This window comes from Nocardia sp. NBC_00403 (genome assembly GCF_036046055.1).
Classification (GTDB): Bacteria; Actinomycetota; Actinomycetes; order Mycobacteriales; family Mycobacteriaceae; genus Nocardia.
On the sequence record NZ_CP107939.1, the window covers coordinates 7,193,687 to 7,220,671 of the forward strand.

A 26,985-nucleotide genomic window follows, 5' to 3' on the forward strand; every position below is an offset into this window, starting at 1 on the left:
GCTCATGGGGTGCGGCCGCCTATGCCCGCGGATGAGCTTGGTCGTGCACCTTCTTCAGCCGCTCGATGGAAACGTGCGTGTACAGCTGGGTCGTGGCCATGCTGGCGTGGCCGAGCAGTTCCTGCACCACCCGCAGGTCGGCGCCGCCCTCCAGCAGATGCGTGGCAGCCGAATGACGCAACCCGTGCGGACCCATGTCGGGCGCGCCGGGTATCGCCGAAACCACCTCGTGCACAACAGTTCTGGCCTGGCGCTGATCGAGGCGCTTGCCGCGACGGCCCAGCAGCAGCGCACGCCCCGAGTCCGTGGTGACCAATGCAGGCCGGCCATACCGCAGCCAATTCCCGATGGCGTCGTCGGCAGGCACACCGAATGGCACCGACCGTTCCTTGTTTCCCTTGCCCAGCACTCGAACCAGATGTCGCTCCCGATCGACGTCGTCGATGTCGAGCCCGCACAGCTCGCTCACTCGAATCCCGGTCGAGTACAACAGCTCCACGATCAGCCGATCGCGCAGCGCCATGGGATCACGTTGCACCGCACCGGATTCCGCCGCATCCATCGCCGCGACGGCCTGCTGGGCGCCGAGCACCGCAGGCAGCACCCGATGCGCCTTCGGCGACCCCAGCCGCAACCCCGGATCGGTTTCCAACCGGCCGGTGCCGGTCAGCCAGGCGGTGAAGGTCCGAGCCGACGATGCACGCCGCGCCATCGTCGTGCGCGCGACGCCCGCACTCGCCTGTTGCGCGAGCCAGGATCGCAGCAACGCCAGATCCAGTTCGCGAACCGCGGAATCGGCCGACCGTTCGTACAGATGCGCCAACAGCGACCGCGCATCACCCAGATAAGCACGCTCGGTATGCGCCGACCGGTTCCGCCCGAGCCGCAGGTGCCGCCCGAACTCCCCCAGCAACGCCTCGAGATCCTCCGGCAACTCCATCCACCCACCGTCGCCCGCATCAGCCCACTTGGCAAGCCAGCGCGCCGACCCGCACCCGATCGCCATCTCCTCGAGTGACCGAACCCACGCCCGTCCAACTACATCCACCCACCGAGCGGGTCCCCACGGACCCCGCACAGCTCACTGCTCGACGAGTCGCACGTGGTGGCGACGCCTACTCGGCATTTGCCTGAGCCATATGCCGCGCGCCAACTTTTGGCTCAGCGTTGGCTACTTGCCGACAAGTGAGTGCACCGCCGGGCCGGTTGTGGGGCAAGACTTGGAGGGAGCTGCCGGCTGTGCGGGCGCAGACACGGGCCGCCGAGCGATTCTGCTCCCAAGCCAGTCAGCGGTACGCGACATGGCAGGCACGAACACGAGCCGCTGAGCCATTCCTTCGATTCCCTCCCACACCGGTCAGCGGGTGTGCGACATCGCTCGCGCCGACGCCATGTCCGGTCGATCGAACCGCTGATCGAGCACCTCGACCAGCGGCTCACGAAGTGAGCGAGCTCTCAAGATTTCGGTGTCCTTTCTATTCGGTACCAACCGTTTTCATCCATGCCGACCAGCCCCGACAGCTCGAGTGCTGGTAGGACGGCGCGGACGATGGCCAGTGTCAGACCGGATCGGTCGGCAAGATCTCGGGGTAGTCGGGAACCGATCTTCGGTAGGGCGGCGAAGACCGCGGATTCGTCGCCGGACAGGCGATCTCCCGGATCGGGTCTCTGATCGGTCGACAGCGATAGTCGCAGCGGGCCTGCCTCATCGATCACCTCCTCCGAGCAGGTGACGAGCACCGCCTCTCCTTCTCGGATCATCCGGTGGCAGCCGATCGAGGACGCGGAGGTGATCGGGCCGGGGACCGCCAACGCCGGGCGGCCGAGGCGGCGCGCCCATTTCGCGGTATTGCGAGAGCCGCTGCGCAGACCCGCTTCCACCACGAGAACGCCGTCGGCCAATGCCGCGATCAGACGATTGCGAGCCAGGAACTGGTGCTTGTGCGCGACCGTGCCGGGTGGATATTCGCTGACGACCAGTCCGCACTCGGCGATCTCCGCGAGCAGTCGGGCGTGCTGAGCCGGGTACGGCCGGTCGACGCCACAGGCGAGAACCGCGATAGTCGGACCGCCGACGGCCAGCGCTGCCCGGTGCGCCATACCGTCGATCCCGAACGCCGCACCCGACACGATCGTCCACCCCTGTGCCGCAAGATCGCCGACGATCTCCCCGGTGACACGATCACCGTAGCCACTGCTGCATCGAGCACCGACCAGTGCCAGCGCCCGCTCACTCGACTCCAACAGCGAGCGCGGCCCCCGCACCCACAACGCCAGCGGCACCGCACCATCCCGGTCGCGCCCCGGGTCGAGCTGACTCAGCCCCAACATCCGCCAGGCGGGCCACTCCGGATCATCAGGTGTCACCAACCGCCCACCGATCCGACACATCAGATCCAAATCCTTTGCGGCACTGTCAATTCCACGCCGCTGCTCGGTCGGCGCCCGTAACGACTCCGGTAGCGCGCACCCCCGCACAGCATGCGCCGCCTCGACCACCCCTACGGACTCGATCAACGCCGACAGTGCCGCACAAGGCCCCTGGACAACCCGAGACAAATAGGCCCACGCCAACCTTCGCTCCTCGACCTCATCTGCCCCGCCGCCGGCGCCCCCGACTACAGCCACCGACGCGCTCCCACCCACACCCATGTCCGCAGGCCCCGAATACTGCCGCCCAGGCCCGGTTTCCATGTCCTGCATCGACGTACGCCCACCCACCCTCAGCTTTGCAGCGAACGCATCACCTCGTCCACCAACCAGTACAGACGGCACCGCCGCCGCGCTCTGCTCCCCCACCACACCACCGCTTGAATCCACAGGCACAGAGGCGGACCCCGCACCCTCCACTACCGTCTCATCGCCACCCACAGCCAACGGGCCGGATGTAGGAGTCTCGCCTCTGCCACCGCGCACACCTGGCGGCTCGCCGGCCATCACCGCGCTCATTGTGCGCCGCGCTGGCGAAAGTTCAATGCGGCCATGACGTCTCGAGCGGTGGGCTGGTCGGCGCCGCGTAGGTCGCTGATGGTCCACGCGACTCGGATGGCGCGATCCGCACCGCGGGCGGACAGTCGGCCGAGACGGAGGGCGGCTTCTACCGGGGCCACCGCCTCGCGTGGGAGGCGGAATTGTTGGCGCAGTACATGTCCGGGGACTTCGGCATTGGTGCCCCAGCCGTATTCGCGCCATCGTTGCACAGCCACTCCGCGGGCTGCGGCCACGCGGTCACGGACGGTTGCACTGCTTTCGGCGGCCTCGGTGCTGAAGCCTGCCCCGACGTGGCCGTGCATCTGCACCCAGATGTCGATGCGGTCCATCAGCGGACCGGAGAGTTTGCCGAGGTATCTGCGGCGTGCGAGGGGAGCACAGATGCAGTCGATATCGCGGGCCGGCGCGCATGGGCACGGGTTCGCCGCCAGGATGAGCTGGAAGCGGGCCGGATAACGGGCGACGCCGTCGCGGCGGGCGATGCGCACTTCGCCTTCCTCCAGCGGAGTTCGCATCGCTTCGAGCACTTTCGTGCCGATCTCGGCGCATTCGTCGAGGAACAACACGCCGCGATGGGCGCGACTCACCGCTCCGGGCCGGGCCGAGCCCGAGCCGCCACCGATCATCGCGGCCGCCGAGGTGGAGTGGTGTGGTGCGACGAAGGGTGGCATCGTGATCAGCGGCTGGTCGCAGGACAGCGCGCCCGCCACCGAGTGGATGGCCGTCACCTCGAGTGCCTCGGATTCCGACAGCGGCGGCAGCAGGCTCGGAAGGCGTTGCGCCAGCATTGTTTTACCGATGCCAGGTGGACCGGTCAGCAGGAGGTGGTGGCCACCGGCCGCGGCCACCTCCAATGCCCACCTGGCTTCCTCCTGGCCGACGACCTCGCTCAGGTCGCCACCGGAACGAACGACGTCGGGCAGCGCACCATCGGGCTCGGCCAGCACCCCTTCACCGCGCAGCCACGCGACCAGGATGCGCAGGCTGGCTGCTCCGTACACCGTGATCCCATCCACCAAACCTGCCTCGGCCATGGCAGATTCGGGCACGATTACCGTCTGCCGGCCCGCGTTGCGTGCGGCGATCACCGCAGGCAGGATGCCGCGCACCCGTCGAACCCGACCGTCGAGCGCGAGTTCGCCGAGCAGTACGGTCTTCGCGAGCCGGCCCGACGGGATCACACCTGCCGCATCCAAAACGGCTGTGGCCAAAGCCATGTCGTACACACTGCCGACCTTCGGCAGGGTCGCGGGTGACAACGCCAGGATGACTCGGCCGTCGGGCCACTTCTCCCCCGAGTTGGCCACCGCGGAGCGCACCCGGTCGCGGGATTCCTGCAGTGCGGTGTCCGGCAGCCCGACCAGATGCACCGAGGGCAGCCCCTGCCCGATATCCGCCTCGATCTCGACCAGCAGGCCGTCCACTCCGGTAACGGCAACAGAATGCGCTCTCCCCAGGGCCATCAGAAGGCCGCCTTCAGATGGTCGATGACGGGGCCGTGCTCGCGAGTGACCAGGACCGACACGACATCGAACCGAATGTGCCGCCACGGGCCGTCTTGTTCGGCGAGCCACATCAGGGCCAGCCGCCGGATCCGCTGTCGTTTGGTGAAGGTGACCGCTTCCGCGGGTGCGCCGAACTGCAGTCCGGATCGGGTCTTCACTTCGATGAAGGCGGTGATGCGAGCGTCCTGGGCGATCAGATCGAGTTCGCCGTACCTGCATCGCCAGTTCCTGCCGACGATATCCATTCCGGCGGCTTGCAGGAACCGTGCCGCCAGTTCTTCCCCGTGCGCGCCGAGCGCCTGTTTGTCAGTCACCGAGCCAGCGTGCACCGAGCCGTCCCCGGCTCCGCTGCGCCGACCTGCGCGCACTGCGTCCCTGTTGATAGCCGCTCGGCTGTGGACAACCCTGCGCGATATCGGCTGGTCCGCCCCGGACGGTCAGTGCACCGTGCTACTCGGGCAGGCGCAGGTCCGGCTTCTCCAACTCTTCGATATTGACGTCCTTGAAGGTGATCACTCGAACGTGCTTCACGAAGCGGGCGGGGCGGTACATGTCCCAGACCCACGCGTCGCTCATACGCACCTCGAAATACACCTCGCCGTCGGCGTTCTGCGGCCGCAGCTCGACGGAATTGGCCAGGTAGAAGCGGCGCTCGGTCTCCACCACGTACGAGAACTGACCGACGATGTCCTTGTACTCGCGATATAGCGAGAGCTCCATCTCGGTTTCGTACTTCTCGAGGTCCTCGGCACTCATCGGGTGGGACGTCCTCCTTCTCGCCGCACTGCGTGTGCTGACATCATCGCGCATGGGCAGCGTCGGTAGCCACTCGGCTATCCCCACCCAAGACCTGAAGACCTTCGGAAGCCATGTCGTCGCTGCCCGCAGCGAGCACCGCATCGGCGTAGGTAGACGCGCTGACGGCGGGGCGAAGGCCGGCGGCCTCGCGCACATTGCGCCACGACCGCCGGTGCTCGTTGCTCGGTCCGAGCCGCTCGAGCGCGGCCGTGTGCTCGGGCGTGTTGTAACCCTTGTGCGCAGCAAAACCGTACCCGGGCAGCCGCGCGTCCAGTTCGATCATCATTCGGTCCCTGGTGACTTTGGCCAGGATGCTGGCCGCCGCGATGCAGGCCGCGGCGGCATCGCCGCCGATCACCGGAAGTGACGGCACCGGAATGCCCGGCACCCGGAATCCATCGGTGAGCACGTATCCGGGCGCCTGCCCGAGCCCCGCGACGGCCCGGCGCATGCCCTCGATATTGGCGACGTGGATGCCGATCGAATCGATCTCCCAGGCCGGGATCACGACGACCTTCCACGCCAGCGCCAGCCGGGTGATCACCGGATAGAGCTCCTCGCGCACCGACTCGGTGAGCTTCTTGGAATCGTCGAGCCCGGCCAGCTTGTCGTACGCCTTGGGCGCGAGCAGGCACGCGGCGACCACCAGCGGTCCCGCGCACGGCCCACGGCCCGCCTCGTCGACGCCGGCGACCGGACCTAGTCCGCTGCGGATCAGCGCCGCCTCGAGCGTGCGCAATCCGCCTGACCTACGCATCACCACACGCGGTGGCCACCCACTGCTCTGCATCGTCACCTGGCTGCCAGTCACTCGACCTTGCCCCACCGTCCGATTATCCCGCAGCCGCGCCGATCACTTCGTTCGAGGATCCTCGGCCCGCACCGGCCCGATCCGGCCAGGCGGCCAGATCTTGAACACCGCTTTGCCGCGGACGTTGTCCACCGGGACGGTGCCGTGGAGCTCGTCAGCGAGGTGGTACCGCGAATCCGCAGAGTGGTCACGATTGTCCCCCATCACCCAAAAATTGCCGTCGGGCACCTGCACCGGATTGAACTCTCGCGCCCCTTTGCCGGTACCGAACCGCAGACCAGGAACATACGGAAAGTCATACTTGGCGTAAGGCTCATCGAGCGGCTTGCCGTCCACCAGGATGCGCCCCTGCGCATCACAGCACTGCACGGTCTGACCGCCGACCGCAATCACCCGCTTCACCAGATCGTTCTCATCCGGCGGCACCAACCCGAAGAACGAGAAGAAGTTCTGCACGCCACGCACGACGGCATTGCCCGAGCGTATCGACTGGTACCGGTCGTTCCACGACGGCGGACCGACGAACACCACGACTTCGCCTGGCGTCGGATCGCCCCAGTAGTAACTCAGCTTCTCCACGTAGATGCGGTCGCCGGTGCAACCGCTACAACCGTGCAGCGTGGGCTCCATCGACTCCGACGGGATCACATACGGGCGTCCGACGAAACTGACCGTCAGAGCAGCGATCACCGCGGCGATCGTGATGAGGATCGGCAGTTCCTGCCAGAACGGCCGCTGTTTGCGTTTTTCACCCCTCGATTTCCTACGCCCTCGCGAGGTCTCGTCATCGCCAGGCTCGGACTCCGCCACCGACCCACCTTCGTCTGCCACGCCGAACAGATTAACCCCAAGGCTGGAAGTGTCGCTCGGGAGTGCATCTCGACACCTGCCATCTTTGTATTCGTTATCGCCATGTGAGCCGCATGAGGACCCGAAAGAACTCCGTGTGAAGCGTGCGCTCACACTTCACACGGAGGTCCACTGTCTCTGGGCGACGTCCGCTACCTCATGCAATTAACGGCTGAAGCGCACGATCAGTGCCACATCGCAATGAAATAGTATTTACCGGAAATGGTTCCATTCGTTCCATCTCCGACAGAGCAGGGATATACAACTCCATTGATCTCTGAATCAGCCTGCTGCCTGACCGAGTCACATGCCACGAAATCTTCGTACGGCCAATCGGGTTTATTCCCGCCGGAATAGGCGGATGCCAATCCCGGCAACCCCAGGCATTAGCACCAAAGCTCCCGCAATCGCTGCGCAGCCGATGAATTTCGACAGCATAGTCACCCCCTTCTCGATTCAGGTTCGGCAAATGATGCAGCCGATTCCCAACCCGCTACTTGAACTGTCAATTTATGGGAGACAGCCGAATTGCGCGTACGACGCACTGGAATCGCAACCTAGACGTCGTGAATTCTTGCGACATGATCCCGCCCCCATGACTGGCTCAGTCCGACTGTGCCAGAAGACATTTCATCATAGGTCATGACAACTGGTCAACCGATCCGATGAGCAGCGGAGTCGAAGCCCGGCGGCTGAACTAACCCGAGAAGACAACCGACTCGTCCTGGCATGCCGAACTCCGGACCTGCCAGGACGATTCATCACATCAGCGTGCAGTTTGCGGATCCCGAGATCACACGGGTCCGATCCGGCTCGGCGGCCAGATCTTGAAAACCGCTTGGCCACGGATGTTGTCGACCGGAACCGTGCCCTGCAGTTCGTCACCGACATGCGCCCGAGAGTCCCGGGAGTGGTTGCGGTTGTCGCCCATCACCCATACGTTGCCGTCCGGCACCTTGATCGGGCCGAATACCCGGCCGGAAGGGTAGGTCGCGTTCTGCTGGCCGGGCACCCAGGCGAAGTCGCTCTTGACGTACGGCTCGTCCAACGGCTTGCCGTCCACCAGGATGCGCCCCTGCGCATCACAGCACTGCACGGTCTGACCGCCGACCGCAATCACCCGCTTCACCAGATCGTTCTCATCCGGCGGCACCAACCCGAAGAACGAGAAGAAGTTCTGCACGCCACGCACGACGGCATTGCCCGAGCGTATCGACTGGTACCGGTCGTTCCACGACGGCGGACCGACGAACACCACGACTTCGCCTGGCGTCGGATCGCCCCAGTAGTAACTCAGCTTCTCCACGTAGATGCGGTCGCCGGTGCAACCGCTACAACCGTGCAGCGTGGGCTCCATCGACTCCGACGGGATCACATACGGGCGTCCGACGAAACTGACCGTCAGGGCCGCGATGACCGCCGCGATCACGATCAGGATCGGCAGCTCCTGCCAGAAGGGACGCTGCTTTTTCTTGGCGCGCCGCTTACCGCGGCGGCTACCCGATCCTTCTTCGCCCGACTCGGAAACCGTCATCGCCCCACTTTCGTCTGTCACGCGGAACAGATTAGCCCGGCACCGCAACGAACCGCGTAGTGCCGGGCTAACCGAGTATTCAATTCGATTCGCGGCTATCTGCGACCGCGAACCCGCCGTGCCGAAGGCTCGGCGGAAAGATTCAGCGCTTTTCCTTGATCTTGGCAGCCTTGCCACGCAGATCGCGCAGGTAGTACAGCTTGGCGCGGCGAACGTCACCGCGGGTCACGACCTCGATGTGGTCGATGTTCGGGGTGTGCACCGGGAAGGTGCGCTCCACGCCGACACCGAACGACACCTTGCGGACGGTGAAGGTCTCGCGGATGCCGCCGCCCTGGCGCCGAATGACGACGCCCTTGAAGACCTGGATGCGCTCCTTCGAGCCTTCGATGACCTTCACGTGCACATTGAGGGTGTCACCCGGCCGGAAGTCGGGGACGTCGCTGCGCAGCGACTTTTCGTCGACGAAGTCAAGGGTGTTCATGTCCATCCTTCTGATGTTTGCGCGAACAGAGGACCCTGGCGGCACTGGACGTGCTCGACCGGTTCATGCTCCGAATAAGGGGGTGCGCTGGGTCGACAACCACCCAGGGCAACCTGAGCATTGTGCCAGATCAGCGGGTCGCGACGAAAATCGGCCCCTGTTGGCGGCTGATCCGCGCCCTGTCCACAACGGAATCGGTCCGCGGTATCCGGGGCACCGCCGTCGAGTTTACCCGCGGGCGCAGCGGAGCAATATCGCCGTCAACCTCTCGTTCTCGGGCGCGGTGAAGCCGAACGCGGCGCGGCGCCTCGTGTAGCCGTAGGCCAGGCCACTGTGTGGATCGGCGAACCCGTCGGCGCCCGCCGCGCCCGCATGACCGAAGGCGCTCGCGCCGAGGAGTGGATGGATCAGTCCCTTGGCCTCGAACCCGACCAGATACGGCGCGCGGTCACCGCGCACCAGGTCGTGACCGGTCGTCTGCAGGGTGGTGAACGCGGCGAGGGTATCGGGCTCGAGCAAGGGGGCCCGTCCACCGATCTCCGGTTGTAGGCGATGCCGGGAATGCTGTGCGAACCGGGCGAATTCGCCTCGAACGCCGCCTGTATCTGCGGTGTCGCGAGCCAGGGCAGGAGCGGCAGGTACCGATCCTCCAGCGCGGCAGGCAGTCCCAGATACAAGTCCAATCCGTACGGCGCTCTGATGCGTTCCTCGAACAACTCCTGGATCGAACTGCCCATGACGCTGCGCACCACCTCACCCAGGATCGCGAAGGTGACGAAGCCGCCGTAGCCTGGTGCCGCGCCCGGCCGGAAAAACGGCCGCTGCCCGGCGACGCGCTGTGCGATCAGCTGGTCGTCGGCGAGTTCGGCAACAGTGAATCCGCCGTCCACCCCGATGACACCGGATTGGTTGGTCAGCACCTGACGCAGGGTGATCGCGACCTTGTCCGCCTCGGCGAATTCGGGCCAGTACCCGGCGACGGTGCGGTCGAGATCGAGCATCCCGTCCTGGACGAGCAGGGCGACGACCAGCGTCGCCGCACCCTTGGTCACCGAGAGCAGACCGGTCAGCGTGTCGGCGGCGACCCGCGGCCCGGACCACAGGTCGACCACCTGCCTGCCGTGCATGTAAGCGGCGAGCTGAGCACCGGATTCGCCGTGCTCCTCGACCACCACCGCCGTGAATTCCTCTCGCACCCTGTCGAATCCCGCTGCGACCGTGCCGTGTACGTCGACATTGCTTTTCATGCTGATTTCCTTCGAATCGGGACGACGTCACGCGAAAGCCGGACGGCGAAGCAATGCACGCCGCTGCGCTGCCGCCGGCCGCAGCGCCCAGGAAACGAGGCTCAGGCCGGCGAAACCGAGCGGTCCCAGCCACGCCTTCGGCTCATCGCCCACCGCGATGTGCGAGGCAGCAGCGCCGCCATAGACGAAGGTCAGGCCCGCGTAGGCCCATTCCTCGGCGCGCGCGAAGCCAGGCGTCACGATCGCCGCGACCGCGGCGGCCTTGGCGACGCCCAGGATGGTCGCGAAATACATCGGGTATTCCAGACGATCGAAAACCTCACGAACATAAGAGATTCGGGCGAGATCCCAGTACGCGCCGACGACTGATTCGGTCAGCAGAATCCCGCTTGCGCCCAGATACGCAATACGCGCCATACGACTCTTGTTCAGGGTGTTCATGATTCACTCCTTCACTCCGCCAGTGGCCCAGCGCCACCGCCGTACTGCCTGTCTTACGGACGGCAGCGGGGGAAGGTAACGACCACGCGGTGATTCCCGTCACATCGACGGTCCGACTGTCACAACGGTGGTGTTCGATCCGTCATCTCTACAGGCGATGTCGAGGAGATCCCGGTGGACGAACACGTACTTCTGGCCAACCGCTTCGAGGCGCACCGCGCACATCTGACGGCGGTGGCCTACCGGATGCTCGGTTCGCTGACCGAGGCCGACGATGCGGTGCAGGAAGCCTGGCTGCGACTGGACCGTGTCGATCCCGATGCGATCGACAATCTCGGCGGCTGGCTGACCACAGCGGTCAGCCGGGTGTGCCTGGACATGTTGCGCGCCCGCAAGTCCCGCCGCGAGGACGCCTTCGAGACCCACCTGCCCGACCCCATCATCGCTCTGGACGACCGGACCCAGCCCGAACAGCAAGCGGTGCTTGCGGATTCGGTGGGTATGGCGCTGCTGATCGTGCTGGACTCGCTGAATCCAGCCGAGCGCGTGACATTCGTGCTGCACGACATGTTCACCGTGCCGTTCGACCAGATCGCGCCGGTCGTCGGCAAATCCGCGGCCGCTGCGAAGATGATCGCCAGCCGCGCGCGGCGACGCGTCCAGGGCCGGACGCCACAACCCGATCGCGACCTACCCCGCCAGCGCCGACTGGTCGACGCGTTCCTGACCGCAGCGCGCAGCGGCGAATTCGAGTCACTGCTGGCCATCCTCGACCCCGAGGTGGTTCTGCGTGCCGACGCCGGGGCTCTGCTGCCCGGTGGGATCCGGGTGCTCCGCGGTGCGGCCGCAGTGGCCGGTCAGCTGGAGGTCTTCCGGCGTGCCGCCAATGCGTTCGCCTCCCACCCGGTTCTGATCAACGGATTCGCGGGCCTGCTCAACACCGACGGGGACAACACGATCTCCCTGATCGCCTTCACCACACGCGACGGCAAGATCACCGCAATCGACTTGCTGTCGGACCCGGCCCGCCTCCCCCGCCTCGACACCATCGCCCACGGCAACCAGTAGATCCGAACCCGGCCCCGGGAGGCGGCACCCGAGTGCGACAGAGCGCCGCCGGTCGCCGTGGGATGCCGCTCAGTGCGGGGTCTCGTGCTCCGATGACCACGGGAGGTGGTGGCGGTGGGGATGGTGCGGTGCCGGTGGGGCGGGGACAACCGTCCTGGTCAACTCCGCCTCGGCGGCAGTACGGACGTGCTCTACGTCGGGTTTACCCGCTATCAGGTCTTGCACGAAGATCTTGGCTCGGATCATCGGGCGTCGATAACGCCGTTCTCGCACTATCGATCGGTACATCATCCGGCGTCGGTCGCCGTAGCGCCAGCGTGCCCACGGCGCACCCGGCCTGCTCAGCCGGAACGCACCGACGAAGAGCAACGGCAGGAAGAACATGCCGAACAGGCCGGTCCAGATCTTGCCCTTGGCGATGACGATGGCCGCGAGCGCCAGGTTCACCACCGAGAACGCGACGACGAAGATGCGCATCTCGATGCTGGGATCGCGGCGAAAGTCGTTGATGTCCAACAACCACAGCGGGTGGAACCCGAGCAGGAGCAGCCCGGTCACGGCCAGCGCGACGAACACCGCGTCCACCGAGGTGCGGCCCTGCTCCTCCCAGTACACGTCGCGCAGGTAGAAGATCAGCGCGAATTCGTCGAGGGTCAAGGCCGCACCGACACCGAAAGCGGCTGCGAGCAGGCTCGCGGTCAGGGTGTCTACGTTCTGGTACATGGTGACCATCCCGATGCCCGACAGCAGCACCAGGATGACCCCGAACACCATGTGGTGGATGTGCACCCCACCGGAGCGCAGGTTGCCCGGCCACCAGCGCACCTGCTTGCGGATCAGCCGGACACTGAGCCTGATCAACAGGAACCCGACGATGAACCCGAGCAAAAAGCACAGCAGCGGAAGCCTGCCCTGCGCGATCACATCGTCTTCGAGCCACCGTCGCATGGCCGCCTACATACCTCCGTCTGTGGTCCTACTGTCCGAAACCGGCCCGGCGCAGGGCGTCGGCCATCGAGCCGGTCGGCGCGGGCGCATTTCGGCGCTGATTGCCACCCTGCCCCTGGCTGCGGCCCTGTCCCTGCGACCGACCCTGACCATTCTGCCGCTGTCCGCCACCGGCGGACCCGCCACGGCCGGGATTACCAGGACCACGATCGCCCTGACCGCGGCTGCGACCGTCACCGCGCTCGCCCTTGGCCGGGGTGCCCGGCTCGTCGTCCAGGCGCAATGACAGCCCGATGCGCTGGCGTGCGACATCGACTTCGAGCACCTTCACCTTGACCACGTCACCGGACTTGACCACCTCGCGCGGGTCCTTGACGAAGTTGTGCGACATCGCCGACACGTGCACGAGACCGTCCTGGTGCACGCCGACATCGACGAATGCGCCGAAGGCGGCCACATTGGTGACCACGCCCTCCAGCACCATGCCCGGCTTCAGATCCGCGACCTTCTCCACACCCGCCGCGAATTCGGCCGTCTTGAACTCGGGGCGCGGGTCACGGCCGGGCTTCTCGAGCTCGGTGATGATGTCGGTGACGGTGGGCACGCCGAACTTCTCGTCGGTGAACTCGGCGGGCCGCAGCGCGCGCAGCGTCCCGGTGTTGCCGATCAGTTCGGTCATGCCCTTACCGGTCGATTCCAGGATGCGCCGCACCACCGGGTACGCCTCGGGGTGCACCGCGGAGGTGTCGAGCGGGTCGTCGCCGCCGCGGATGCGCAGGAAGCCCGCGCACTGTTCGAACGCCTTCGGCCCCAGCCGCGGCACGTCGAGCAGCGCGGTGCGGCTGCGGAACGGGCCGTTCTGATCCCGATGCGCCACAATGCTTTCCGCGACCGAACCGGCAATGCCGGAAACCCGCGACAACAGCGGCACCGAAGCGGTGTTGACGTCGACGCCGACCGCGTTCACCGCGTCTTCGACCACCGCGCCCAGCGAGCGGGCCAGCAGCGTCTCGGACACGTCATGCTGGTACTGACCGACGCCGATGGATTTCGGGTCGATTTTCACCAGTTCCGCGAGCGGGTCCTGCAGGCGACGCGCGATCGACACCGCGCCGCGCAGCGACACATCCATATCGGGTAGTTCCTGCGTGGCGTATGCCGACGCGGAGTACACCGAGGCACCCGCCTCGGACACCACGATCTTGGTCGGCTTGTTCTCCGGAATACGCGAAATCAGTTCGACGGCAAGCGCATCCGTCTCGCGGGAGGCGGTGCCGTTACCGATGGCGATCAGCTCGACGCCGAACCGGGCGACCAGCGCACCCAGCACAGCGAGCGATTTCTCGGTCTGGCCGTGCGGCTTGTGCGGGTAGATGACCTCGGTGGCGACAGCCTTTCCGGTGGCGTCGACGACGGCGACCTTCACCCCGGTGCGGTAGCCCGGATCGAGGCCCATGGTGGTCCTGGTGCCCGCAGGCGCGGCGAGTAGCAGGTCGCGCAGGTTGGCGGCGAACACGTCGACGGCATCCTTCTCGGCGGCCTGCCGCAACCGCATCCTGGTGTCGATGCCAAGGCTCACTTGAAGTTTGGTGCGCCATGCCCAGCGCACGGTGTCCAGCAGCCAGCTGTCGGCCGCGCGACCGCGATCGGCGATATCGAACTGCACGGCGATCCGGCCCTCGAAGATGCTGCGCTCACCCGGCGCGAGTTCCTCGGTGTCCGGCTCCAGCTGCAGTGAAAGCACATCTTCCTTCTCGCCGCGCAGCAACGCGAGAATCCGGTGCGAGGGCAGCTTGGTGAACGGCTCGCTGAACTCGAAATAGTCGGCGAACTTGGCGCCCGCCTCCTCCTTGCCCGGGCGCACCGCCGAGGTGATCCGACCGCGGTTCCACATCAGCTCACGCAGCTCACCGACCAGGTCGGCGTCCTCGGCGAATCGTTCGACCAGGATGGCGCGGGCGCCGTCGAGCTGCTCGGCGGTGTACTGCGCGGGGTCGGTGCCTGGATCGGTGATCAACGCGTCGGCGACCGGTTCGTGGCCTGCCTCGCGCGCGATTTGCGCCTTGGTGCGGCGCTTCGGCTTGAACGGCAGGTAGATGTCCTCGAGCCTGGCCTTGGTCTCGGCAAGCATGATCTGCTGGTGCAATGCGGGCTCGAGCTTGCCCTGACTCCGGATCGACTCGACGATCGCGGCCCGGCGCTCGTCGAGTTCGCGCAGGTAGTGCAGGCGTTCGTCGAGCTGGCGCAGCTGCGCGTCGTCGAGACCGCCGGTCACCTCCTTGCGGTAACGCGCGATGAAGGGCACGGTCGAGCCTGCGTCGATCAGCTCGACGGCCGCGCGGACCTGGCTCTCGCGCACCTCCAGCTCGTCGGCGATGCGACGGTTGACGCTGGCATGGTTCGCACTGTCGGAACTGGGGCTGGACTCTGCACTGGCGGTCTCGGGCGCTGTCGTCACGTCCGCAGACACTACCGTCGTCTGCTGACAACGAGGCCGCACCCAGGTGAACCGACGTGTATGTGGCGTCGACCCGGTCGGTTCGGCATGGCTGTGATCACCCCAGCAAGTCCTTCGCCAGCTCCCGCATCTCGGCCTTGCGCACCTTCCCGGTGACGGTCATCGGGAACTCGTCGACGATGTGTACATACCGCGGAATCTTGAAGTGCGCCAACCTGCCTGTGCAGAACGCGCGTACCGCCTCGGCGTCCAGCGGCGCCGCGCCCGCACGCATCCTGATCCAGACCATCAGCTCCTCACCGTATTTCGGGTCGGGGACACCGATCACCTGGGCGTCCAGAATGTCGGGATGGGCGTAGAGAAACTCCTCGATTTCCCTGGGATAGATGTTCTCGCCACCGCGGATCACCATGTCCTTGATCCGGCCGGTGATCGCCAGATAGCCGTCGGAGTCCATTACGCCGATATCGCCGGTGTGCATCCAGCGGGCGGCATCGATCACCTCGGCGGTCTTCTCGGCCTGCTCCCAATAGCCGAGCATCACCGAGTAGCCGCGGGTGCACAGTTCGCCGGGTTCGCCGCGCGGCACCGTCGAACCCGTTGCCGGATCGACGATCTTGACCTCCAGATGCGGCCCGACCCGGCCGACGGTCGCGGTCCGACGCTCGATGCTGTCGTCGCGGCGGGTCTGGGTGGACACCGGCGATGTTTCCGTCATGCCGTAACAGATGCAGACCTCACGCATGCCCATGCGGTCGATCACCCGCTTCATCACCTCGACCGGGCACGGCGAGCCGGCCATGATGCCGGTGCGCAGGCTCGAGAGGTCCGGCACGGCGTCAGCGGGCGCACTGTCCAGTGCGGTGAGCAGGTCGATGAACATGGTCGGCACCCCGTACAGGGAGGTGCACCGCTCCTCGGCCACCGCCTGCAGGGTCGCGATCGGGTCGAACGACGGCGCCGGAATCACCACCGCCGCACCGTGGCTCGTGCTCGCGAGATTGCCCATGACCATGCCGAAGCAGTGGTAGAACGGGACCGGAACGCAGATCCGGTCCTGCTCGGTGTAGCCGCAGAGCTCGCCGACGGAGTAGCCGTTGTTCAGGATGTTGTGATGACTGAGCGTCGCGCCCTTCGGGAATCCTGTTGTGCCAGAGGTGTATTGAATGTTGATCGGGTCATCGGTGGACAGTGTCGCCGCAATCCGGGCAAGACCATCGACGTCGATATCCCCCTGCACCAACGCATCCCATTCCGGCATGCCGAACACGAGTACCTGCTCCAGCCCTTCGCATTTCGGCCGGACCTGCTCGATCATCGCGACGTAGTCCGACGATTTGAAGGCGCGTGCGGCAATCAGCATTCGCACCCCGGCTTGGTGCAGCACATACTCCAATTCGCTGGTGCGGTAGGCCGGATTGATATTCACCAGGATCGCGCCGAGCTTCGCCGTCGCGTACTGCACCATGAACCACTCCGGGCAGTTGGGCGCCCAGATACCGACTCGGTCACCCTTGCCGATGCCGCGCGCCGCCAGGCCGGTGGCCAGCGTGTCGATCGCGTCGGCGAGCAGACGATAGGTCCAGCGGCGACCGGACAAGTAGTCCACCAACGCCTCCCGGTCGGGATGAGCGGCCACCGTCCGATCGAAATCGGCGCCGATGGTGTCACCGAGCAGGGGCGTGTCCGAGATGCCCGACGCATAGCTGGGCAGCGGTATCGACAACATCACTTGCTCCCCTGCTGCCGCAGCACGAACCGCTGCACCTTGCCGCTCGGCGTCTTGGGCAACTCTGCCACGAAATGCACTCGGCGCGGATACGCGTGCGCGGCGAACTTCTCCTTGACCAACCGCTGCAGTTCCTCGGCGAGGTCCTCATCGCCCGCGGAGCCGTTGCGCAGCACCACGAATGCCTCGAGCACCTCACCGCGCAGCTCGTCCGGCATGCCGACCACCGCTGCCTCCGCGACCTGCTCGTGCAGCACGAGCACGCTCTCCACCTCGAACGGGCCGATTCGGTAGCCCGCCATGATGATCACGTCATCGTCGCGGGAGGAGAAGCGGAAAAAGCCGTCGGCATCCCGCGAGCCCGCATCGCCGGTGAGATACCAGCGCCCGTCCGCGGTGTAGCGCTGTGCGGTGCGCTCGGGGGCGTCGAGGTAGCCGAGGAACCACAGCAGCGGGCTGCGTTCGGTGTCGATGGCGACACGGCCGAGCTGTCCCGGCGCCGCTTCGAGGTCGGCGTCGTCCACGAGCACCGCGCAGGTCCAGCCGGGCAGCTGCCTGCCCATCGAGCCGATCGGCACCGTGGTGTCCAGTTCGTCGTGCCAGGCGTTGCAGATGACCATGCCGTGCTCGGTCTGCCCGTAGTGGTCGCGCACGGCCACCCCGAGATGCTGCGCGGACCATGCGACGACCTCGGGGGTGAGGGGCTCACCAGCCGAGGAGGCCCGACGGAGCGACACTCCCGCGGGCACCACGGTGTCGGCGGCCCGCAGTGCTCGATACACCGTCGGTGCGGCGGCGAAGTTGGTGACGCCGAAGCGCGCGAGCACCTGCCAGGTGAGCGCGGGCGAGAAGCCCGCGTGCAGCAGCAAACTGCGCGTGCCCGCGGCCAGCGGGCCGAGGATCGCGTAATAGAGCCCGTAGGCCCAGCCCGGATCAGCGGCATTCCAGAACACGTCCTCTGGACGAACATCCAGCGCGAACTCTTGATACGCGTGGAAGGAGGCCAGCGCGCGGACCGGGATCGGGACGCCCTTCGGCGTACCGGTGGTGCCGCTGGTGAACAGCTGCACGAGCAGACCCTCGCCGCCGACGGCGACCGCCATGGCCCGTGGATCATCGGCGGAGTGCGTGGCGAGCAGATCGGCGAACCGCAGCTGCGCGGTCACCTCGTCGCCGGCGACCACGACCGTCCACGGCGCATCGGCCGGAATGTCCGCACCCGGGGCCAGCTTTCCCGCTTGATCGGCATCGACGATGACGAGCACCGCGCCGCTGGCAGCCAATCGGAATGCAATGGCGGGCGGCGCGAACGCGGTGAACAGCGGTACGTGCACCGCACCGCGCCGCCAGATACCGAGCAGGGCAACCACCAGATCCACCGACTTGGCCATCAGCGTCGCGACCCGATCCCCCGGCCCGACACCCTGCTCGGCCAGCGCCGCGGCGAACCGTGCCGAGCGCTCGCGGAGCTCACCGTAGGTGAGGTCGATCGAGCCGAGGTCGGCATCGACAACGGTGAACGCGACCTTGGCCTCCGAATGCCGGTCGCACAACAGCTCCGCCGCACACGCGTCGGGCCCGTCGTAACGCTCCAGCAGCTCGCGCACCCGCGCATTCAGGTCCGTGCTCATGTCGCCTCTCCTCATCCGTGATCCACCTCACCCCTCGTCTAATAGGATGTGGGTCACATCATGTTCGCCACTACCCCCGAAAAGGGGTGAGTCGTTTGACCCACACCACCCCCCTGCTGCGCCCACGCGACGGCGACGCATTGCGCGCCGAAATCCGCTGGGTGGCGAACAAGGCCGGGGTCCCGGTGGTGTTCGGCGGCGAGGTGCACAACGACGCGCTGTTGTTGACGGAGTTCGTCGGCACCATGACCAACGCGCTGCGCGGACTGTCGGTGCTACGTACCTCCGGCCTCGGCGGTCGGGTCATGGACATGCGACGACCAGCGTCGGTCGCCGATTACCGCAACGCGTCCTCGATCACCCATCACTACGACGCGCCGGTCTCCGGCGAGCACATCCGCTCCGTTGTCGCGGTCCCAGTGGTCGTGGACGATCACTCCCGCGCAGTCATCTACGCCGCCAATCGCGGTGGCTCACCGCTCGGTGACCGCACCGCCGATCTCGTGGTCGAGGCCGGTCGGCGGCTCGCCGCCGAGATCGCCATCCGCGACGAGGTGGATCGGCGCATCCGACTGCTCGAGCTGGCCGCGCCGACCCCGGACACCGCACCCGCGGTCACCGAGGAATTGCGCGATATCCATGCCGAACTGCGCGGCATGGCGCGCACGGCCGAGGACGAGAAGCTGCGCACGCGTCTGCACGATGTGTGCGAACGGCTGACCCGCGTCATGACCGGGGCACCGACGTCGGATGCGCCGCGACTATCGCGCCGTGAACTGGACGTGCTGTCTCAGATCGCGCTCGGTTGCACCAATCAGGAAGCCGCACAACGCCTTTCCCTCGGCCCCGAAACGGTGAAGAGCTACCTGCGCAATGCGATGAGCAAGCTCGATACCCATTCACGGCACGAGGCCGTCGTAATCGCCCGCCGCCATGGTCTGCTGCCGTAGATCGACCGGGCGCACCGATCGCCGGTGACCGACCCGGATCACCTGCACCGGCGCGGTAGTCGACCTGTTGCCGGGTCGACGCACCGACATCGCGGCAGCAAGGGGCGCGAAATCAGTCCGGCGGCAACAGATCCGGGCGCCGCGCGCGAGTACGTTCGAGTGACTGCTCATGGCGCCACGCCGCAACCTTGGCGTGGTCGCCGGACAGCAGGATCGGCGGAACTTCCAGTCCGCGCCAGCTCACCGGGCGGGTGTAGCTCGGGCCTTCCAGGAGGCCGTCGGAGAACGAATCCTCTTGGTGTGATTGCTGATTGCCCAGAACGCCGGGCAGCAGACGCACGACCGCCTCGGTCATGACGAGGACGGCGGCCTCGCCGCCGATCAGGACGTAGTCGCCGATGCTGACCTCCTCGACGCGCACCCGGCGGGCCGCGTCATCTAAGACGCGTTGGTCGATGCCTTCATAACGGCCACAGGCGAAGACGAGGTGCTGCTCGGTGGCCCAGCGCTGCGCGGTCGCCTGAGTGAACGGGACACCGGCGGGAGTAGGCACGACCAGCAGCGCGTCGTCGGGGCAGACCTCGTCCAGGGCGTCGCCCCAGATGGTCGGCTTCATGACCATGCCGGGCCCACCGCCGTAGGGGGAATCGTCGACGGACTTGTGCACGTCGTGCGTCCAGCGGCGCAGATCGTGCACACCGAGGGAGATCAGGCCCTTGTCGATCGCCTTGCCGAGCAACGCGGTGCGCAACGGCTCCAGATACTCCGGAAAGATCGTGACGACATCGAGTTTCATGCTGACCCCACGGCACGGGAGTTCCCACACCGCGGCGGCACGAGCACTGGGTGACTGTGTCTCATCCCGCCTTCATTCCGGATCGAGGAGACCTTCGGGTGGATCGATGACGACGAGACCGTCGGCCAGCGACACCGTGGGCACGATGGCATTGACGAACGGGATCAGGATCTCCCTGTCGTCTTCGGCGGCGCGCACCGAAAGCAGTTCACCCGCAGCGGAATGCAGCACCTCGGTGACCTTGCCGACGACGGTGCCGTCGGTGAGCTGGACGGTCAGCCCCTCCAGCTCGTGGTCGTAGTACTCGTCCGAATCCTCCGACGGCGGCAGGTCGGCGCTGTCGACGAAGAACAGCGTGCCGCGCAGCGCGTCGGCGGCGGTGCGGTCGGCGACGCCGGCGACATGCACGAGAAGCCGGCCCGAATGCTCTCGGGCCGACTCCACGGTGAAGTCACGGACTTCTTTGGATCGCGCCAGACGGCCACGCAGTGTGGTGCCCGGAGCGAAACGTGCCTCGGGTTCGTCGGTGCGGACCTCGACGACGAGTTCGCCACGCACACCGTGCGACTTGGCGACCCGCCCTACGACGAGTTCCATCTAGGCGTCGGTGTCGACCACGTCGACCCGGATACCCCGGCCGCCGATACCGGCGACAAGGGTGCGCAGCGCGGTTGCGGTGCGACCGCCGCGCCCGATCACCTTGCCGAGATCCTCGGGATGGACATGGACCTCGACGGTGCGTCCGCGACGGCCGGTGATCAGCTCGACACGGACGTCATCGGGATTGGCGACAATGCCGCGAACCAGATGTTCGACGGCATCGGCGACGACTGCACTCATTACTCGGCGGCCTCGGTGGCGGGCACCTCAGCGGCCTCGTCCTTCTTGGCGGCCTTCTTCTTGGGGGTGACGGCGTCGGCGACCGGCTCGTTGTCGGCAGCGGCCAGCGCGGCGTTGAACAGGTCCAGCTTGGAGGTCTTCGGAGCCTTGACCTTCAGCGTGCCCTCGGCGCCGGGCAGGCCCTTGAACTTCTGCCAGTCACCGGTGATCTCCAGCAGACGCTGCACGGCCTCGGTCGGCTGCGCGCCGACACCGAGCCAGTACTGCACGCGCTCGGAGTCGATCTCGATCAGCGACGGCTCTTCCTTCGGGTGGTACTTGCCGACGTTCTCGATGGCGCGACCGTCACGACGGGTGCGGGCGTCCGCGATGACCACGCGGTACTGCGGGTTGCGGATCTTGCCGAGGCGGGTGAGCTTGATGCGGACAGCCATGTGCTGATTGCCTTTCATAGTGTGGTCACGGCGCAATTCAGCGACCCGCATGGTCTGCGAGCCCGGTTTTGCGCATGGAGTGTGTGACCGCCGCGCGGCACGTAACCGGAGACGGGCTGACACTGTCCAGGAAGGACGGTGGTCCATTGTGCCAGACACCCCCGCCTCCCCCGAAATCGCCTCCCGAGCCTCGACACCGCGGTACGCGGCACGTGGTGGGCAGCCGGTCGCGGCGTTTGCCGCGGTCAGGTGCCGCTCACGGGCGGTTCAGTGGGTTCGGTGGCGGAGGAGGACGACGCCGGAGCGGAAGGGACGGGCTGCTACGAGGCGGAGGTCGGCTATCCCCGCATCTTCCGACTTCCCAATTCGGCACTAGGTCTGTGGACGTAGACACAGCCGGCCGCCGGAATTCATCGCTGGGTCACCTGGGGGCGCTGGCGGTGACAGCGCCTGTGGACATCCACGGCCCGCCCCACCACATCCGCCAGCCGAGCGGCACGACACCGACCCCCACCGCGCCGAGGTCGGTGAGTACCGCCGCGTATTCGCGGGCCTTGGCGATGTCGGCGATGACGAGGCGGCCACCGGGGCGCAGGACTCGGAACGCCTCGCGAACCGCGGCGGCACGGCCTGCGGCGGTTTTGATGTTGTGGATGGCCAGGCTGGAGACCACCACGTCGAAGTCGCCGTCCGCGAACGGCAACTCGGTCATGTCGCCGGTGTGCAGCTGGACGCGATCGGCAACACCTTCGGCTGCCGCGTTCCATTCGGTGGTGGCCGCGCTGTTCCCGGACTGATCGACCGATCGCCACAGGTCGACGCCGACGGCGTGACCGTCGGGCAGTCGGCGGGCCCCCGCGAGCAGCACCGCGCCGCGGCCGCAGCCCATATCGAGCAGCAACTCGTCACCACGTAGGTCGAGCTCGTCGAGCAGCCGATCCCAGACCTGGAATTTGCCGCGCCGAGTCGCGTGCAGATACAGCGCGAATTGCGCGGCCATCGCGGCGGTGATCAGCAGCCAGACCCAGATCCAGCCCACATGCTGGGCGTATCCGACAACGACCGTCGTGACGGCGTACACACCCGCGATCGCGGCGAGCATGAACAACACAAACGGCGCATCGACACCGTAGGACGCCCGCTTCACCGCCACCGACCAATCCTTTCGAGGCACAGCACCAGTGCTGACCCGAGGGTTTCGCGGCGGCGATCCGCGGGATGGCGAGCACCGGCAACACACCACATCGTCACGCGCCGAGGGTATTCCCGCGACGCGCTCGTCGGCCGTCGTTCGCACCGATCGGCGCGTCGGCTACCCGGTGGCGAAGTGGTCAGTCGACCAGTGGCGCCAAGGTGCGCCCGGCGAGAGCGACCGCACCGGGCTCGTGGCCGTTGGTGACCATATTGACGATGAGTCCCTGGACACCGTGATCGAGCACCCTCGATTGCAGTTGTTCGGCGACTTCGGCTGGTGTGCCTACGAATTGGCGGTCGGCGGGAGTTTGCCTGCGCTCCTGCTCGGAGAGGGTCGATAGGTCGACACCCATCCCGCGCATCATGTCCTGCTGCTGTTTGCGCACCCGATCGCCGTCCTCATCGATCATCAGGAAGCACAGGTAGCTGACTTCCAATGTCTTCGGGTCACGTCCGATTTCGGTGCAGCGTTCGTGCAATGCCGCAATCTTGCGGGGCAACTCGGAGGCATTGCAGATGATGTTGAGGTGATCGGCGTAGCGAGCGGCGAGACCGAAGGTCTTCTTCTCACCGCCGCCACCGAGCAGGATCGGCAGATCGTCGCGAATCCTCGGCTCGTTCATGGCCTTCTCGGTGTGGTACCACTTGCCCCGGAAGGTCGGGTGTTCGCCGCGCAGCATCGGGTGGATGATCTGCAGCGCTTCATCGAGCCGCTCGAAACGTTCGGTGAAGGTACCGAATTCGAAACCGTAGGACTGGTGCTCGAGCTCGAACCAACCCGCGCCGATCCCGAGCACCGCCCGGCCACCGCTCACGACGTCGAGCGTCGTGACGGTCTTCGCGAGCAGCGCAGGATTGCGATAGGTGTTGCCGGTGACCAACGCCGACAACTGAATTCGCTCGGTCGCCGTGGCCAGCGCACCCAGCGCGGTGTAGGACTCGAGCATCGGCGCATCCGGCGCGCCGAGACCGGGCAGCTGATAGAAGTGGTCCATCACGAAGACGGTGTCGAAGCCCGCGGCTTCGGCCTCCCTGGCCTGCGCGATAACGGTCGGGAACAACTCCCGCACCGACCGGCCATAACTGAAGTTGGGCATCTGATAACCGAGGCGAATGGTCACATCGATCGACCCTACGCCCTCGACCTCTCGTTTTCCGGTTGATCGCCCGACCGCGGCCACACCGAAGCCCGACCTCGCCACCATCGTCCGGGCCGCCACGAGAGACTCCATTGGAACACAAACCCAGCAAAGCGCCGACCTGGCCGGGACGCGCCGACCTGGCGGGACGTACTAATCCGTCGGACCGCACCAACTCGGTGAGAACGCGGATCGGGCGCTGGGTTGCGGGCCTACCTCGGGTCGACGTTCAACGATGTCCGGTCACTGGATTCCGGGTCTTCACGACCCGTCCACGCAGGACCACTGCGTAGGGCTCGGTGAGGACAGCCGGGGTGACGCGAGGGTCGTCCGGATAGACAACAAAGTCCGCGGGCGCACCGTGCTCGATGCCGGGGCGGCGCAGCCAAGCACGCGCATTCCACGAGGCGGCGCCGAGGGCATCGTGGGTGGAGAGCCCGGCCCCGGACAGGGCCGTGATTTCGTCGGCGATGCGGCCGTGCCGGATGGAACCGCCCGCGTCGGTGCCCGCGAAGATCGGAACGCCCGCGTCGTGCGCATTGGCGACGGTGGTGCGGACGCGGCGGTGGAGATCGCGCATGTGGGCGGCGTAGGTGGGGAATTTGGCCGCGTTGTCGGCAATCTCCGGGAAGGTATCGATGTTGACGAGGGTGGGGACGAGGGCGGTGCCGTGCTCGACCATCAGCGCGATGGTGTCGTCGGTGAGGCCGGTGCCGTGTTCGAGGCAGTCGATGCCCGCATTGATCAGGCCGGGCAGAGCGTCCTCGCCGAAGACATGTGCGGTGACGCGGGCGCCGTTGGCGTGCGCGGCATCGATGGCTTCCTTCAGGATGGCGTCGCTCCACAGTGGCCGCAGGTCGCCGACGGAGCGATCGATCCAGTCGCCGACGATCTTCACCCAACCGTCACCGAATCGGGCCTGCTCGGCGATGATCTCGGGCAGGTCGCGCTCGTCGTCGAGTTCGATGCCGAGTTCGCGGACGTAGCGGCGCGGGCGGGCGATGTGGCGACCCGCTCGGATGATCCGCGGCAAGTCCTCGTGGTCGTCGATGAAATGGGTGTCGATCGGCGACCCGGCATCGCGCAGCAGCAGCGCACCGACATCGCGTTCGGTCTCGGCCTGCGCGATCGCGCCGTCCCGGTCCTCCGCTCCCCCGCCGTACCGGATACCGACGTGGCAGTGCGCGTCGACCAGCCCCGGCACGATCCATCCTGAGCCGCACAGTGTTTCGGCACCGGGCACCGGTTCGAACGACACCAGCCCGTCGCGCACCCACAGATCGCGCACCACGTCATCGGGGAGAACCACACCTCGCAGATGCACAGCTACCTCCCGGACGTCGACGGCTGCCTCCAACCTACTGTCCAGGCCCCAGGACAGTCACCCTCGAGCGAGGGGACTCTTTATGCGTGCAGTCCGGTCGGGCGTACGTCGAGCCCACCCTCGCGCGGCAGCCACCGCAGTGCAGCAGTGCGGTCGAGCACCCCGAAACAGCAGTGCGCCGCACGCGAAATCGCATGCGGCGCACCAAGACCTGCAGCCTGGTTGCCTACTTCTTGGGGAACTTGAGCTGCGAAAGGTCGATGCCCTCCAGGCCCGGAGGCAGCTGGTCGAGTCCGGCGGGCATGCCCGACAGATCCGGCATCCCGGGTGGCATGCCGGGCATTCCCGGCATGCCGGCGGGCAGGCCGGGGAAACCACCGCGCATCTTCGGCGGCGTCGGTCCGCGGCCGCCCTTCTTGCCCTTTTTGCCCTTCTTGGCATTGGCGCGCCGCGCTCCGGGCATGCCCATCTGACGGCCCATCGCGGCCATCATCTTCCTGGCCTCGAAGAAACGGTCGACGAGCTGGTTGACCTCGGAGACCTGGACACCCGAGCCGTTGGCGATGCGCAGCCTACGGGAGGCGTTGATGATCTTCGGGTTGTCCCGCTCGGCGGGGGTCATGCCACGGATGATCGCCTGGACCCGGTCGAGCTGCTTGTCGTCGATCTGGGCCAGCGCGTCCTTCATCTGGCCCGCTCCCGGCAGCATGCCGAGCAGGTTGCCGATGGGACCCATCTTGCGGATGGCCAGCATCTGGTCGAGGAAGTCCTCGAGGGTCAGCTCACCGCTGCCGATCTTGCGGGCGGCGTCTTCGGCCTGCTGCGCGTCGTAGACCTGCTCGGCCTGCTCGATCAGGGTGAGCACATCGCCCATACCGAGGATGCGGCTGGCCATCCGGTCGGGATGAAAAACGTCGAAGTCTTCGAGCTTCTCACCGGTGGAGGCGAACATGATCGGCGCGCCGGTCACATTGCGCACCGACAGTGCCGCACCACCGCGGGCGTCGCCGTCGAGCTTGGTGAGCACGACGCCGGTGAAGCCGACGCCGTCGCGGAAGGCCTCCGCCGTATTGACCGCGTCCTGGCCGATCATGGCGTCGAGCACGAACAGCGTCTCGTCCGGCTGCACCGCGTCCCGGATACCTGCCGCCTGCGCCATCAGCTCGGCATCTATACCGAGACGGCCCGCGGTGTCGACGATGACAACGTCGTACTGCTTGCTGCGCGCCTCCGCGATACCGGACTCGGCCACCGCCACAGGATCGGCGGCCGAGACACCGAGTGCGTTCTCGCCGCCCCCGATCGAGGTGCCGGGGTGTGGCGCGAACACGGGCACGCCCGCACGCTCGCCGACCACCTGCAACTGGGTGACTGCGCCGGGGCGCTGTAGGTCGCAGGCCACCAGCAACGGCTGATGCCCTTGGCCTTTCAGCCATTTCGCGAGCTTGCCCGCAAGGGTCGTCTTACCGGCACCCTGCAGACCGGCGAGCATGATCACCGTCGGCGGATTCTTGGCGAGGGTCAGCCGGCGGGTCTCACCGCCGAGGATGCCGACGAGCTCCTCGTTGACGATCTTGACGACCTGCTGCGCGGGATTGAGCGCCGCGGACACCTCAGCGCCTTTGGCCCGTTCCTTGATCTTCGCGATGAAACCGCGAACGACGGGCAGCGCGACGTCCGCCTCGAGCAGAGCAAGACGGATCTCGCGAGCGGTGGCGTCGATGTCGGCCGGTGACAGACGCCCCTTACCGCGAAGATCCTTGAGGGCACCGGTAAGCCGGTCGGACAGGGATTCGAACACCGATCGCGCTCCT

The 26,985-nt window shown here is 66.6% G+C and carries 26 protein-coding genes; 2 read left to right on the plus strand and 24 right to left on the minus strand.

Going from position 1 to position 26,985, the window contains the following annotated elements; genetic code table 11:
• Window positions 1-19: 19 nt before the first annotated feature.
• The 12 genes from OHQ90_RS32325 to OHQ90_RS32380 all read right to left on the minus strand — a co-directional run bounded on the left by OHQ90_RS32325 (window position 20) and on the right by OHQ90_RS32380 (window position 10,660).
• Window positions 20-940 carry a tyrosine recombinase XerC gene (locus tag OHQ90_RS32325; RefSeq protein ID WP_328403978.1) on the minus strand — a complete coding sequence of 307 codons (921 nt, stop codon included), beginning with the start codon at window positions 938-940 and terminating at the stop codon, window positions 20-22.
• Window positions 941-1,455: 515 nt separating this feature from the next.
• A complete protein-coding gene (gene dprA / locus OHQ90_RS32330; RefSeq protein WP_328413257.1) occupies window positions 1,456-2,574 on the minus strand; it encodes a DNA-processing protein DprA in 1,119 nt (372 codons plus the stop codon).
• Window positions 2,575-2,945: 371 nt separating this feature from the next.
• Entirely contained in the window at window positions 2,946-4,454 is a 1,509-nt protein-coding gene (locus tag OHQ90_RS32335) for a YifB family Mg chelatase-like AAA ATPase (protein ID WP_328403979.1), read from the minus strand.
• Entirely contained in the window at window positions 4,454-4,810 is a 357-nt protein-coding gene (locus OHQ90_RS32340; protein WP_328403981.1) for a YraN family protein, read from the minus strand. The genes OHQ90_RS32335 and OHQ90_RS32340 overlap by 1 nt, the downstream gene beginning before the upstream one ends.
• Window positions 4,811-4,946: 136 nt before the next feature.
• Window positions 4,947-5,252 (minus strand): DUF2469 domain-containing protein, encoded by a 306-nt coding sequence (locus tag OHQ90_RS32345; protein ID WP_011210678.1) that lies wholly within the window; start codon window positions 5,250-5,252, stop codon window positions 4,947-4,949.
• 43 nt (window positions 5,253-5,295) lie between these two features.
• The gene (locus tag OHQ90_RS32350; RefSeq protein ID WP_328403983.1) at window positions 5,296-6,084 is read right to left on the minus strand and encodes a ribonuclease HII; all 789 of its coding nucleotides are present in this window, start codon (window positions 6,082-6,084) and stop codon (window positions 5,296-5,298) included.
• A gap of 63 nt (window positions 6,085-6,147) precedes the next feature.
• On the minus strand, window positions 6,148-6,936 hold the full coding sequence (gene lepB, locus OHQ90_RS32355) for a signal peptidase I (protein WP_442941515.1): 789 nt from the start codon (window positions 6,934-6,936) through the stop codon (window positions 6,148-6,150).
• A gap of 811 nt (window positions 6,937-7,747) precedes the next feature.
• Window positions 7,748-8,488: a signal peptidase I gene (gene lepB / locus OHQ90_RS32360; protein ID WP_328413261.1), complete on the minus strand. Its 741-nt coding sequence runs from the start codon at window positions 8,486-8,488 to the stop codon at window positions 7,748-7,750.
• A 142-nt stretch (window positions 8,489-8,630) separates the two neighbouring features.
• On the minus strand, window positions 8,631-8,972 hold the full coding sequence (rplS, locus tag OHQ90_RS32365) for a 50S ribosomal protein L19 (protein ID WP_029893064.1): 342 nt from the start codon (window positions 8,970-8,972) through the stop codon (window positions 8,631-8,633).
• Window positions 8,973-9,200: 228 nt separating this feature from the next.
• The gene (locus OHQ90_RS32370; protein WP_328403987.1) at window positions 9,201-9,431 is read right to left on the minus strand and encodes a hypothetical protein; all 231 of its coding nucleotides are present in this window, start codon (window positions 9,429-9,431) and stop codon (window positions 9,201-9,203) included.
• On the minus strand, window positions 9,380-10,219 hold the full coding sequence (locus tag OHQ90_RS32375; RefSeq protein WP_328403989.1) for a serine hydrolase domain-containing protein: 840 nt from the start codon (window positions 10,217-10,219) through the stop codon (window positions 9,380-9,382). The genes OHQ90_RS32370 and OHQ90_RS32375 overlap by 52 nt, the downstream gene beginning before the upstream one ends.
• A 27-nt stretch (window positions 10,220-10,246) precedes the next feature.
• Window positions 10,247-10,660 carry a DoxX family protein gene (locus OHQ90_RS32380; RefSeq protein ID WP_328403991.1) on the minus strand — a complete coding sequence of 138 codons (414 nt, stop codon included), beginning with the start codon at window positions 10,658-10,660 and terminating at the stop codon, window positions 10,247-10,249.
• Between the two features lie 174 nt (window positions 10,661-10,834).
• Here OHQ90_RS32380 and OHQ90_RS32385 point away from each other — a divergent pair, with 174 nt between their 5' ends.
• Complete coding sequence (locus OHQ90_RS32385; RefSeq protein WP_328403993.1) at window positions 10,835-11,728, plus strand: sigma-70 family RNA polymerase sigma factor; 894 nt, start codon at window positions 10,835-10,837, stop codon at window positions 11,726-11,728.
• 69 nt (window positions 11,729-11,797) lie between these two features.
• Here OHQ90_RS32385 and OHQ90_RS32390 read toward each other — a convergent pair whose 3' ends face one another.
• From OHQ90_RS32390 to OHQ90_RS32405, 4 genes are all read right to left on the minus strand, one after another.
• Window positions 11,798-12,676, minus strand: coding sequence for a hypothetical protein (locus OHQ90_RS32390; RefSeq protein WP_328403995.1), 879 nt, complete (start codon window positions 12,674-12,676; stop codon window positions 11,798-11,800).
• A gap of 28 nt (window positions 12,677-12,704) precedes the next feature.
• Complete coding sequence (locus OHQ90_RS32395; protein ID WP_328403997.1) at window positions 12,705-15,134, minus strand: Tex family protein; 2,430 nt, start codon at window positions 15,132-15,134, stop codon at window positions 12,705-12,707.
• Between the two features lie 97 nt (window positions 15,135-15,231).
• Entirely contained in the window at window positions 15,232-16,863 is a 1,632-nt protein-coding gene (locus OHQ90_RS32400) for an AMP-binding protein (RefSeq protein WP_328403999.1), read from the minus strand.
• Complete coding sequence (locus tag OHQ90_RS32405; protein WP_328404001.1) at window positions 16,863-18,494, minus strand: AMP-binding protein; 1,632 nt, start codon at window positions 18,492-18,494, stop codon at window positions 16,863-16,865. The genes OHQ90_RS32400 and OHQ90_RS32405 overlap by 1 nt, the downstream gene beginning before the upstream one ends.
• Before the next feature lie 86 nt (window positions 18,495-18,580).
• On the opposite strand from OHQ90_RS32405, the gene OHQ90_RS32410 reads away from it, so the two are divergent.
• Window positions 18,581-19,444 carry a response regulator transcription factor gene (locus OHQ90_RS32410; RefSeq protein ID WP_442941227.1) on the plus strand — a complete coding sequence of 288 codons (864 nt, stop codon included), beginning with the start codon at window positions 18,581-18,583 and terminating at the stop codon, window positions 19,442-19,444.
• 112 nt (window positions 19,445-19,556) lie between these two features.
• Here OHQ90_RS32410 and trmD read toward each other — a convergent pair whose 3' ends face one another.
• The 8 genes from trmD to ffh form a co-directional block, all read right to left on the minus strand.
• Window positions 19,557-20,240 carry a tRNA (guanosine(37)-N1)-methyltransferase TrmD gene (gene trmD / locus OHQ90_RS32415; RefSeq protein WP_328404005.1) on the minus strand — a complete coding sequence of 228 codons (684 nt, stop codon included), beginning with the start codon at window positions 20,238-20,240 and terminating at the stop codon, window positions 19,557-19,559.
• Window positions 20,241-20,312: 72 nt separating this feature from the next.
• On the minus strand, window positions 20,313-20,837 hold the full coding sequence (gene rimM / locus OHQ90_RS32420) for a ribosome maturation factor RimM (RefSeq protein WP_328404007.1): 525 nt from the start codon (window positions 20,835-20,837) through the stop codon (window positions 20,313-20,315).
• Window positions 20,838-21,080, minus strand: a complete 243-nt coding sequence (locus OHQ90_RS32425) for an RNA-binding protein (protein ID WP_163822793.1) — start codon at window positions 21,078-21,080, stop codon at window positions 20,838-20,840. It abuts the gene before it with no gap.
• Window positions 21,080-21,514 (minus strand): 30S ribosomal protein S16, encoded by a 435-nt coding sequence (gene rpsP, locus OHQ90_RS32430; RefSeq protein ID WP_328404011.1) that lies wholly within the window; start codon window positions 21,512-21,514, stop codon window positions 21,080-21,082. The genes OHQ90_RS32425 and rpsP overlap by 1 nt, the downstream gene beginning before the upstream one ends.
• Window positions 21,515-21,935: 421 nt before the next feature.
• Window positions 21,936-22,616, minus strand: coding sequence for a class I SAM-dependent methyltransferase (locus OHQ90_RS32435; RefSeq protein ID WP_442941516.1), 681 nt, complete (start codon window positions 22,614-22,616; stop codon window positions 21,936-21,938).
• Window positions 22,617-22,845: 229 nt separating this feature from the next.
• Window positions 22,846-23,829 (minus strand): LLM class F420-dependent oxidoreductase, encoded by a 984-nt coding sequence (locus OHQ90_RS32440; protein ID WP_328404015.1) that lies wholly within the window; start codon window positions 23,827-23,829, stop codon window positions 22,846-22,848.
• Between the two features lie 247 nt (window positions 23,830-24,076).
• Window positions 24,077-25,171 carry an amidohydrolase family protein gene (locus OHQ90_RS32445; protein WP_328404017.1) on the minus strand — a complete coding sequence of 365 codons (1,095 nt, stop codon included), beginning with the start codon at window positions 25,169-25,171 and terminating at the stop codon, window positions 24,077-24,079.
• Window positions 25,172-25,397: 226 nt separating this feature from the next.
• Complete coding sequence (ffh, locus tag OHQ90_RS32450) at window positions 25,398-26,972, minus strand: signal recognition particle protein (protein ID WP_328404020.1); 1,575 nt, start codon at window positions 26,970-26,972, stop codon at window positions 25,398-25,400.
• Window positions 26,973-26,985 lie beyond the last annotated feature (13 nt).